This is a genomic window from Permianibacter fluminis (assembly GCF_013179735.1).
Taxonomy (GTDB): Bacteria; Pseudomonadota; Gammaproteobacteria; order Enterobacterales; family Permianibacteraceae; genus Permianibacter; species Permianibacter fluminis.
On the sequence record NZ_JABMEG010000001.1, the window covers coordinates 101,448 to 113,751 of the forward strand.

Below are 12,304 nucleotides of genomic sequence, written 5' to 3' on the forward strand. Positions count from 1 at the left end.
ACGCGTTTCAGGCGGCCCGCACTGCGCCGTTCATGTCCGGCAAGCTGAAATAGAAACTCGCTCCGTGGCCGGGGCTCGCCTCGGCCCAGATGCGGCCACCGTGCAGGTGAATGATCTTGGCGCAGAGCGCGAGGCCGACGCCGGCACCGGGGAACTCATCCTGCCGATGCAGCCGTTGAAACAGCCGGAACAAGTGTCGGCTGTAGGCCGGATCAAAGCCGACGCCGTTGTCGCGCACGACCACAGCGGTCTGGTATTTCGGGTGCTGCACAGTGGTCACGCAAATGAGTGGCGCGCTGGTGTTGGCGCAAGACTTGACGGCATTGTCGAGCAGGTTCTGGATGACCTGACGCAGCAAGGCGCGATCGGCAAAGACAGTTGGTAACGTCCCCAACTCGAACTGGCAGCGCTGACGCGTTGCGACTGGCAACTGCGCGACCATCTCGCTGACCATCACGCCCAGATCGACCGGTCCGGGCTGCAGCACGTCGCGGCCGAGCCGCGACAGTGCCAGCATGTCACCGATCATCTGGCTCATGCGGTCCATCGCACGAGTGGCGCGGTTGACCAGTTCCAGCCAATCGCGGTGGCCGACTTCGCTGATCTCGTCACGCAGCAACTCCAGATAACTGCTGGCATGCCGCACCGGCGCCTGCAGATCATTGGAGACGACAAAATTGAACGACTCCAACTCGTCAACCGCATGCTGCAATTCTTCGCTGCGCTCGGTTACCTGCTGCTTCAATTCAGCATTGAATTGCAGCAACTCCTGTTTGGCCTGTTGCAGCTTTTGCAACCGGCGCTGCTGCCGGAACTGTTGCCACAACAAGCAGACCGCAGCCAGCACCAGCAATGACAACAACACCGCGGTCCAGACAAACACCGTGCTGACATGGGCCGTGCGATCACCAATGTCGGCGCGCGCGGTCCGCGCCACATCCAGCTGCAAATTGATCAGCTTGGCCAGCGTGGTGGTAACCGGATCAATCTGTTGATAAAGCGAGCCGTCAAATGCCGTCAGCTTGCCGGCCAGTGGCGACTGCGTCTGCTGCAGGAACTGCTGCAGCTGAATCACCGCTCGATCGGCGACAACAAATTGCTGGCTGGCCTGTGCCACCAACTGCGACTCTTCTGCGGTCAGATAAGTATGTAGATAGGCTTGCCACTGTTCATCAATGATGTGCCGGGCCTGGTCTATTGACGCCAGTGCAGACGGCTGATCAAGCAGGCCGTTCTGCGCTTTGTTGACGGTATCGATGATCTTGACGGCATAGGCATCGCTGACGGCTTTCAATTGGCTCAGCGGCACCACCCGGTCGTCATAAATCGACGCGACGATGGCACGGATGGCGGTCAGATTGTATTGGGCAAAGCCAATCACGGCAGCAAATGCCAGCGCGAGCAACAACGCCAGTAGCATCAGACGCGTGCGTAAGGACATCGCTCACCTCATTCGGTCGCCCGGCCACGAGCGACCCCACCAAGAATAACCACATCCGCTCACGGCAAAGAGAATCGAGTCCGTGCATGCACGGTCAATCGCCAGCGATCATTGCGGTGAAAACATCTGCTGCTGACCTTGTTTGCGCCAGCATAAACCGGCACCACGGGAATGCAAATGGCTTCACCACGTTGTTCTGGTCTTACCTCGCAGAGAAAAAAGGGCGGCCGAAACGGCCGCCCAATGTTTGCTAGCACACCTGCTTTTTATTGCGGTTTCTCATTTCTGTCTCTGTTCCGGTGCTTGCTTCTGTCCCTCTTACCTACCGGCACGGCGACGACGACCTTGCAGGACCAACAGCAACACGGCAAACAGCCAAGGCAAGGAACCGCCACCACCACCTGAGCTGCTGACTGTTGCCGAACCGTTGGCAACGTCTACTTTGACGTTGGCGATGGCTTCATCTTCGCCGTCACTGACCGTCACCCGGAACTCATAGCTGCCCGTCGCCATGTTGCTGGCCGCGGCGACTGCACGGTCGGCACTGGTCAGGCTGACATTAGCGCCACTGATCTGCTGCCATTGATAGCTCAGCACATCATGGTCGGCGTCGTGAGAGTGGCTGGCATCCAGCGTCAGCGTGCCACCGGCGGCCAGATTAACCGTACCGGAACTGACTACCGCAACCGGCGCATCGTTGATCGGATTGACCATCAGGGTGAATTGCGTGCTGCTGCGGTCCTGACTGTAAGTGGCATCGGCAACGGTTACCGTTACCACGGTCTGGCCGCTGAAATCCGGCTCCGGTGTCAGATCAAAACTGCCATCATCATGCACGACCGCGCTGACATGCTCGCCACTGACGGTGATGACATTCGGTAAGTTGTCAGCATCGGTATAGAGCACGTCGATGTCTTCCAGCGTGTCATCCTCATCGACGTCCATATCGGCGATGGTAGCGATCTTCAGGTTGCCAGCCACCGGCACATGCACTTCCCGAGCGGTAACCGGAACGTTGCCTACCTGATGCTCGACATGGATCACCAGATCGGCGCCGGCAGCCAGCTCGCTGACGCGCGCCTTGAAGCTGACGTCCATGCGGCTGCGTTCCGGGCCGTCGTAATCGAGGCAGAACACTTTGTTGTCGCTGATCACCTGATCAAGATTGTTGTAGCCCAGGTCGTTAATCAGCCAGCCACCGTCGTTCGGTTCACCGGCATCCCAGTTCATGGTGCCGGCAAAACCGCGCACGCCGATTGAACCTTCGCTATTGGCACCGCTCAGGTTGGCATAGGCGAAAATGATTTCCGGACGGCTCGGCTCAAAATCAATGCCATTGCGCAGCACGACTTCAAAGTCAAGTTGGTCGCCGTTGTTGGCGTCAATAACGTTGTCCCACTCCAGGTACAACAGGTCGCCCAGCTCCGGAAAATCCTCCTTCCAGATCGTTGCCATAGTCAGGCCTTTTGGATCTTCCCAATGGTGCTCGGCTTCCATGGTCGAGCTACCGCGCCAGAACGGCGCAATGGCCCGCATCAATCCACCACCATAGGTCATCGATACCGAGTAATCCCAGGGCCAATACAGATCTTCAAGCCGGATCAAGCCAGCCGGGCTGACATCGAGCCAGCCTTTGCTGGGCTGGGCAAACAATTCGATGTCCGCTGGTTTGAAGAACAGCCAATCGATCGGCAGACGGAACACGGCGTTGGCGTCACCGGCAATGTCGTACTCCGGTTGCAAGCCGGTTTCCGCGAACAGATCCAGATAGCCGTTGGTGCCCTGTGGTTCATTCGGATTTGGCACCCGGCAAGTCGCCGACGTGTCGTTGCTAGTGACCACGTAGCGACGCGCGACATCAGCGGTGGTCGGTTGCTGACCGGTGACCTGCAGCAAGCCATTGCTCAGCGTCACCATGCCATTCATGTTGCTGCCGTGTTGCAGCGAGCCCGGCACCACAGTCAGACCGGCCGGCAACTGCACGCTGACTGCGAGATTGCGATTGCTCTCGTCCAGGTTTTCCAGCACGCGCAATGTCACATCGATCTCGTCGCCGGGTTTGGCCGATGTTTTCGACAAGATCAGCGCTGCATCATCGCTCGCGCGTTCGAGTCGGATACCGGTCATGCCGAACGCGCCAGCGGCGGCGGCTGAAGGGCCAACGTCAAACGCGCCGTAGCGGATATCACCGACCGCGAGATTGTCGAGATCCCAATCAAATGTCAGCGCCAGGGGCTCGGCGCCGTCATGACTGCTGGGGCCGGTAACGGTCAGATCATGGTTGTCATTGCCGCCGACCACGGCGTAGGCAAAACGGATGCGATCCGTCTGTGCGAGTTCGCTGTCGTACATCACGCCACGAGCGTTATGCACCATGATCCAGTATTGACCCGGCTCCGGATCCTGAATCGAGCAGAAGTTGTTCTGCCACTTGGCAAAGCTCATGCAGCGCAATTCGTCGTGGTAAGTCTCCATGGTCGGCGGCAAGCCGTCGCCATTGGCATCGATACCGACCAGCACATTCGGTTGTTCCAGATCGTATTGCGCGGTCCAGTCCACCGGCGTCAGCGACAACGCTTCAACCACCAAACGCTTGGTGCCCGCCGGCACGGTGATCAGTTCCCAGTGGACACCGTCGCTCGGATCATCAAACGGATTGAGCGAGAAGCTGTCCGGATGCAAATCGACATCTTTCACCGTCGGTGCAACCAGGCCGTAGACCCGGGTGGTCAACTGCGGTGCGCTCGGCAGATTCAAGCCGCTGAAGCTTTGGCTGCCGCGATCACGGTGCGCGGTCAGATCGAGCTGACGCGGCAAGGCCTTGCCGGCCAAACCCGCTGCCACTTTCAGCCGTGCAGTCGGACTGGCATTGCTGTCTTCGGTCAACGTGACTTCGCCGAAGAATTGGCCATTCAAACGATCTTCGGTGCGACCATACGCATCACCACTGATTGTCGCCGTCACTTGCACCGTCACCATCTGCCCTGCCGTGACCGTGAACTGCGCAGGCGTTACGCTCAGCTGCAATTGCTGATAGCTGTCAATGCTGCTGGTACTGACCGTCCAGCTGCCAGCGCGCGTCGCACGGAACGTACGCAGCCAGGTGCAGGTGCTCTGACAATTCAAATTGGCCATGCTGGCGTGATTGAGCCACTCGACCCGGCCACCATTGTTCGGATCGGCGGCAAGATAGTTCGCAGCGGTTTCATCCATTACCAAACCGGCATTGACAGCGGCCGCCACATCGACGCGACCGGAGCCAGCCGCGTAGGGCGAGTCCGGTAACACCCGCGAACCATAGGCGGGGAATGCAGGCGTTTGTGCCGCGGTCAGCATGAGCGCCGATTGCACTTCCGCCGCGCTCCAGTCCGGATGTGCCTGACGCACCAATGCCAGCGCGCCAGTCACATGCGGCGATGCCATGGAGGTGCCGTCGAGCAGCGTGAAATCGCTCGGATGCGGACTGTTGGTGAACGGTTGGTCATCCGAAAAAGCCGCGTAGATCTGCACGCCCGGCGCCGAGATGCTTGGCACAATCACATTCGTTGTGGTCCGGCTCGGTCCTTTGGAACTGAAATCCGCGATCAAGTCGCCTTGGCTGGCATCGATGATGGATGCCGGTTCCGCCGCGGTGAGGGTGGCCAGCTGATCGCTGTCGGCGGCCAGCCAGCTTTCCAGTTGCTGACCCGCCCAGTAATCGACGTTGATGCCCGGCAGCGGATACGGATCTTTGTACAGTGAGCTGCTACCGTCGGTCGCCCAGCTGACCGCGTTGTACAGGACAAAACCACCCGCGCCACCACTGACAACGTTTGCCGCTTTCTGCATGCGCGCGGCACCGCCACGCTTGCACACCACGATCGGCGGCACGCTGTACGGATTGCCATCCGGATCATTGCTGAAAGTGCCAGCCGGGAACGGCTCGTTGCAGAGCTCCGGCGCTTCCGCCGAATTCGGGTTGCTGTAGCGACCGGCCCAGACAATGGGATTCGCGGTCAGGCCACCGCTGATCGATTCGCCATCCATCGGCCAGCTCTGCGGATTGCTGCCGCCTGTCATATCGGTCAGTTGTTTCGCGGGCAGATCAATCGCCCGGTCATGGGTGACCGCACCGACCGACATCAGCCACGGCGAAACGTGATCGGCGGTAAAGTATTCGCCGGAATTACCGGCCGACGCGGCGACACTGATGCCTGCTTCGCGCGCGGCCAACAAGGCCCGCTCCACGGCATCGGTCCACGGATTGCTTTCGCTGCCACCGAGCGACATGTTGATCACGTCAACGCCATCAGTGATCGCTTGCTCAATGCCGGCCAGGATGGCGGTCTCCGGACAACCGGAATACAAATCGCCCTGCCCGCCCGGATAGCAAACCTGGTAGGCAATCAAATTGGCATGTGGCGCCACACCGGACAGCTGACTGAAATGCAAACTGGTGGCATTGCCATCACCACTGTTGCCCAGCGACGGCATCAAATAGGAAATATTCAGCAGACTATTGCCGGCAGCAGTACTGGCAGTGTGACTGCCATGGCCGTTGTAGTCTTCGCCATTCGATGGCCGTAGCGGCGTGATATCCCACCATGGCGCATCCGGTTGGTAGGCCGGGTCGGCATAGGTGTCGGTAATTTCCCGAAAGCTGTAGACACCGATCAGCTTGTCATTGCACAGCATCGGGCTGGCAACGCAATCGCCGAGATAATTGCCGCTGCCGCGCGGATTGCTGACCGTATAACCATCGCTGCCGGTGGCGGCGAATGACGGATGGTCGGTGTTGATGCCGGTATCGATGATGCCGACCACGACGCCTTCACCCTGATACGGCGTGCCGGAAAAAACATTGCCCTGCCAAACCTGATCGGCACCGATGAACGCCGGACCGCGATCGGTCGTGAGCTGGCGCAACTGGCTGCGCTTGACGCTTCTGACGCCTGGCAACTGGGCTACGCGAGCAGCGTCTTGCTGGCTCATCCGAAGGCTGAAACCGTTCAATGCGGTGGTGAACTGGTGGCCCATTTTGCTGGCAACGCCGAGCGCGCGAATCGACTGGCTCATGGCTTGCTGCTGGCTGAGCAGATGCTGGCGGTATTTCTTTGCAGCTGAGCTTTTCAGATCGACTTTGCCGGACTGGCGCGCCGTGCGCTGCAAGCCGGGCAACTCGCCTTGATATAGCGGCAGTGCGGCATCCTGCAGCTCGATCAAATAGTCATGCTGGCCGCGCAGGCCGGCCTCTTCAACAAATTTTTCCCGGCGTGGCTGCAACTGCCGATTCAACTGACTGTGGCCGGCGTAAATGCCCGCGCCTTCGGTTTGGCTGCTGGCTTGCGGCTTTCGCTCCGGCAATTGCACCGCTCGAAAGCCACCCGGTTGCGGCGATGACAACAGGCTGCGTGCCCAATCGACAAAGCCGCCAGCAGCGGCATTGCCCGCTGCGGCAACGTATAGCGCCACGCCGCAGGCAAGCGCACTGCGGCGCCGCCAACCTGTCGTTATCTTGCTCATTGATACCCCCGGCTTGTTGTTTTTCTGGCATCGGCAGGCCTGCATTGCCTGCATCAACTGCTGATAGTGCCGACCAAGACCGACGTATCAAAAACGAAAATTTGTGCAGATCTGTACGCATTTGCAGGGGTGCGCAGTGCGCACAAAATGCTGCATCGCAAGGCGCTTCTTCCGAGCAAAAAAAACGGCGGCCATCCCGGCCGCCGTAATGTTTGCTACCACACCTTTCTAGTTATAGCGATACCAAAGCTCCTGTCGTTCGCTCAGTTGCGACGCGCTTTGCGACGGCGGCCCAGCAACGCCAGCAACGCCAGCGCACCGATACCTACCGAACCGCCACCGCCGCCACCTTTGCTGCTGGTGCTGACGTTGGTGCCGCTGGTCACGGTCAGCATGAACGTGGTCGACGAGCGATCGGTCGGATTGGCCTGGTCATAGACCGTCACGGTGACTTCCGTTGTGCCTTCAAAGTTGGCTTCCGGGGTGATGTCAACGCTGTCACCCGAATCATTGCCGTTCACTTTCGCGCTAATGTGCGCGCCGGTAACACTGATGATGTTCGGACCATTGTCATTATCGTGATAAATCACTGGCAGCCCGCTCAGCGTGGTGTTTTCAGCAATCGTCTGATTGCCAATATCGCCCACTTTGAGGTTACCCGCCACGGTGATGTTCTGGACCAGCTGACGCTGTCCCATGCCGGTCACGTTGCTGACAAACTGCAGCGGCAGTGTCTGACCTGACGCGGTTTCCGCGACACGGACTTTGAAGGTTAGGTCGAACTGGGTCGACTCTGGGCCCACATAGTCATAGCAAACCACCAGATCTTTGCTCAGCTTGCTCTTCAGATCATCGTAAGCGTACTTGGTGGCGAGATCGCCATACAAAGGACCGAATGCGGTCAACGGGCCAGTGTAGCCTTGAACACCAATCGAACCATTTCCGGCCTGGTCAGCAAAATTCAGATCACCATAGGCCATCATGATTTCAAATTGGCCGTCATTGTGACGGATCTCAGGATTCATGATCAGATCGAAGCTATACCGATCATCTTCGTCGCTAATGTAGTTCGTATCCCCCCACCAACCTACCTCCATGTTCTGGGTGCGCGCACCGACCCATTCGAAAATCAAGTCATTGGTCGAACTCGAACTGGCCATCAACATGCCAGAAGTCGCACTCGCATCAAACCAGTCAACATTCAGCGGGGTGCCGAGGAACTTACCGGTCATCCCACCAAAAGCATCGAACTTTAGATCGCCACCTTTCCACATTACACCAATCATCGGCGTGTACGGCAGCGTCAGATAGGGGAACTCATGATGCAAGAGCATGGTGTCAGCGAAATACGGCTCCATGATCACCCAGCCCTGTGGCGAAACCAACAATTCCGGATAGGAAACGAAATCCTGGTTGTTGTACAGCGCATAGCCTGCGCCATCGCCCCAGAAGTTCGCGAGCGGAACCGCCAGAGCCTGAGTTCCCCAATGATCTGCCTGGCCACCAAAATCTGGCATCAGACCTAGGTTCTTATACAGACCAACGAATCCGCCCCGACTCGACCCATAGTTGCTGGTGTAAATTGGTGTTTTGCAGCTAGCGTCTGTCTTGCTTGTCGTGAGCACATACTCGCGCTGCCAATTTTCTGAATTCAACTGCGTCCCGGCAACGCGAATGGTGTTGCCATTGACGCTCAGGCTGGCGCGCTGACGTTTGTTGTTGATGCTGACCGAATCCGGCAGCAACGTAAGGCCCGCTGGCAAAGTCGTTTGCAGATCGATATTGCGGTCGGCACCGCTGGTATTTTCCACCACATGCACCGTCACATCGATCACATCACCGCCACGAGCGCCAGTCTGACTGGTGGTCAGGCTGACGTCATCAACACCGCGGCTGAGTTTGACCGGGACAAAGCCGACACTGCCCGGCGCACCAGCGCTGCCGATATCAAATGCACCGTAAGCGACGTCACCGGCGACCATTTCGGACAGGGTCCAGTTCAGATCGACATCCACCGCCGTGCCATTGCTGCTGCCAGGGCCGTTGACCCGCAGATTGCTGCTGACACTGTTCGGAACAATCGCGGTGGCAATACGATAGGTATCGATGTAGTCGACTTCTTCACCGTCAGACAGACCGGTCCGGACGTTGTTGATGAACACCCAGTACTGGCCTGCGTCCGGATGGCTGATGCTGCAATAATTCAGCTCGACTTCGGTGTTGGAAATGCACAGCGTTTCGTCGTCGAAATCCGGCAGCCCGTTACCGTTGCTGTCCTGGCCGATGTAGATCGTCGCCCAGCCACGCTGCCAAACCAGTGGCGCCGCGTCGACCGTCTCGACGTTTTGGATATTTTCCACCACCAGACGGGCCGTACCCTCCGGCACGTTGACCAGCGTGGTGAGCGTGTTGCTGTGGGTATAGTCACCATCGAACTGCGGCGGAATGTGGTCGATGTCCTGCTTCAGGGCGACCGTTTCGACATCGGCCTTGACCAGACCATAACCGCGATAATTGACGCTGTTCATCGCCGGCAGCGCGACATTGCTGAGCCGGTAGGCGCCGTTGTCACGATGGGCGGTCAACTCCAGATTGATCGGCAAGCCGCCATGATCGTAGTTGATCGAGATCGGCCAGTGTGCGACCGGGATCGCCGGATTGTCCGCAGTGAAAATGACCTTGCTCCACAGCTCGATCTGTTCCGAGTTGAGAACGTGATCATTGCCGTTAGAGCGGAACTGGGCATCGGTCAGATCGGCGCGCAGCATCAGCGTTTTGCTTTCGCCAGCGCGCAGCGCGAAGGTTGACGGGAACACCTCGAACTTGACGCCATTTTGTGGGAACTCGCCTTCACCGGTGTTCCAGCGATCATAGGTCCAGTCGCCGGCACTGACCGTCCAGGTGCCATCGCGGGTGGCGCGAACGGTGCGAATCCAGCTGCAGATATCGCGGCAGTGATTGTTGACCAGCTGCGGCAGGTTCAGCTGTTTGACATCGCCGCCGTTGTGCGGATTGGCCGCTTCAAAGTTGCTGGCGGTTTCATCCATCACCAGACCGGCATCGACCGCGGCCAGCGCGTTGACGCGGCCGGCACCAGCCTTGTGGGTGTGAGCCGGACGTGGCGGCGTCCACTCGCTCAATTGTTCAGTGACCGTTTCACTGGCGGTCATGATCAACGCCGATTGCACTTCGGCCGGCGTCCAGTCCGGATGCGCCTGACGCACCAGGGTCATCGTACCGGCGACATGCGGGCTCGCCATTGAGGTGCCACTGATCGCTGCCCAGTCACGCGACAGCGCCGAGTTCGGGTCAAACGGATGCTCGTCGGCATACGGGGCAAAAATATCGACGCCCGGTGCGCTCAGATGCGGTGCCAGTGAACCTTCGTAGGTGCTGATCGGTCCGCGCGAGGAAAAATCGGCCAGGCGATCGCCGGCAGCCGGATCGATGGTGCGGGTGATCGTGCTGGCGGAAATATCGGCGCTGTGACCCGCGCCACCGTCATGCATCCAGCTCAGCATTGCCTGACCATCCCAGGAGTGCAGCTGGATGCCCGGCAATGGATAGGTATCATTGACCAAGCCGTCATCGTCATCCGGATAACCGGCGTTGACCAGGACAAAGCCACCGGCGCCGCCGGCCATGACGTTATAGGCTTTCTGGACACGGGCGTTGCCGCCGCGTTTGCACACAACGATTTCCGTGCTGGTGAAAGTCCCTGGAGCAAATTCGTTCAGGCACTGCTCATCGCTATGATCGACGGCGTCGACCAAGGTGCCATTGATGCCCGCAGCCGAGATGCCACCGTACTCGGTCCAGTCGTAAGTGGGAAAATCCGGCGGCGTGGTGCCGCCACCGCTGAGGCTCAGCGTTTTCTTGCCGAGTTCCAGCACCCGGTCAGTCGTGCTGGCCGCGACAATGGTGTACCACGGCGCTGAGTGCGACAGCGTATAGAAATTCGGACCGGCATTTCCGGCCGAAGCGGCCAGCGAAATGCCGGCTTCGCGTGCCGACAGGAAGGCCAGCGCGTTGGCGTCTTCCCACGGAAAACGCTCGGCACCGCCGATCGAGAAGTTAATCACGTCGACGCCATCTTGAATGGCTTGGTCGATCGCCTTGATCACGGTTTCATCCGGGCAACCGCCGTTCGGGAAGCAGACCTGATAGGCGATGATGTTGGCGTGCGGAGCGACACCGGAGACGGTATCGAATACCAGACCCGTCGGTACACCGTCGCCATCGCCGAGCGAAGAACCCAGCAGTGGCGCATTGTGAATCACGTTGCCGGCGACCGTACCGGCGGTATGGCTGCCGTGGCCGTTGTAATCTTCACCACTGGCCGGCCGAATACCTTCGAATGAATTGGTGATAAACGGCCAGCTCCAGACGCCGATCAGCTTGTCGTTACACTGCAGCACGCCGGTGGCGCAATCACCGAGATAATTGCCAGAACCGAGCGGGTTGCTGTGGTCATAGCCATCATCACCGATATCGGCAAACGACGGGTGATCAGTGTTGATACCCGAATCGATGATACCGACCAGCATGCCTTCGCCTTGCTGCGGCAAACCGGTGACCGACATGCCGGTCCAGACTTGATCGGCACCGATAAATTCTGGTCCGCGATCGGTGTGCAGTTTCAGCAAGTCAGAACGCTGGACAAACTCCACTTGCGGCAGTTCTGCCAGCGCTTTGGCCTGGGCCTGGGTCAGCTTCATCGTGAAGCCGTTGATGGCATCGGTGAAGCGCAGTCGCGGCGCGTTATAAACGCCTTTGCTGCGGGCCGCCTGCAGCACTTCCTGCTGCTTGCCATTCAAATAGTGTTTGTACTGCTCAACGCGGGCTTTCTCGCTGGTTTGCATGCCGACCAGCGATTTGCCCTTGTCCAGCCACTTTTCCCAACCTGATTGGCTTTTCGCTTCGGCCTTCAGCGCACTCTTGGCGGTGGCGGCATAACCTTTGACCCGACCGTCATAGGTGGCAACCGGCTGGTCGTGCAGGCGAACGATGTAGACATCTTCACCTTTGCGCGCCGGCTCGGCGACGAATTTGGCGCGGCTCGAAGCCGGACGAATCTGCTGGTTGAGGCCACCGGGCTTGCCCTGGCGGACTTCAGTCTGTGCTTTGTTGGTCTGGCTGCCGGTGCGCGCCGTGGCATAGCTCGCCAGGTTCTGCATGCGCACCTGTTGCAAGTGGTTATCCGCTTGCGTGGCATTGCTGGTGCCGGCGGCGGCATTTGCTGCCGCGCCGACGTACAACGCCGAGGCAATCACGATGGCCAGAGGCCGTCGGTTAAACATGGTCTTCTCCTCATGCTCCCCGCAGGGATCGTTCTGGGTACTGCTTTTTTCGCGGGGCTAT

General features: G+C 59.0%; 3 protein-coding genes. All 3 read right to left on the reverse strand.

The features are described 5' to 3' along the window. Positions 1–7: 7 nt before the first annotated feature. Entirely contained in the window at positions 8–1,441 is a 1,434-nt protein-coding gene (locus HPT27_RS00490; protein WP_172237373.1) for a sensor histidine kinase, read from the reverse strand. A 318-nt stretch (positions 1,442–1,759) separates the two neighbouring features. Continuing rightward, entirely contained in the window at positions 1,760–6,943 is a 5,184-nt protein-coding gene (locus HPT27_RS19540) for a S8 family serine peptidase (protein WP_172237376.1), read from the reverse strand. Positions 6,944–7,206: 263 nt separating this feature from the next. Continuing rightward, positions 7,207–12,243 carry a S8 family serine peptidase gene (locus tag HPT27_RS19545; protein ID WP_172237379.1) on the reverse strand — a complete coding sequence of 1,679 codons (5,037 nt, stop codon included), beginning with the start codon at positions 12,241–12,243 and terminating at the stop codon, positions 7,207–7,209. Between the last annotated feature and the right edge of the window lie 61 nt (positions 12,244–12,304).

Excerpts from the sequence above, each read along its gene's own strand:
- HPT27_RS00490 (WP_172237373.1), bottom strand. The coding sequence starts at position 1,441 with ATGTCCTTACGCACGCGTCTGATGCTACTGGCGTTGTTGCTCGCGCTG.
- HPT27_RS19545 (WP_172237379.1), bottom strand. The coding sequence starts at position 12,243 with ATGTTTAACCGACGGCCTCTGGCCATCGTGATTGCCTCGGCGTTGTAC.
- HPT27_RS19540 (WP_172237376.1), bottom strand. The coding sequence starts at position 6,943 with ATGAGCAAGATAACGACAGGTTGGCGGCGCCGCAGTGCGCTTGCCTGC.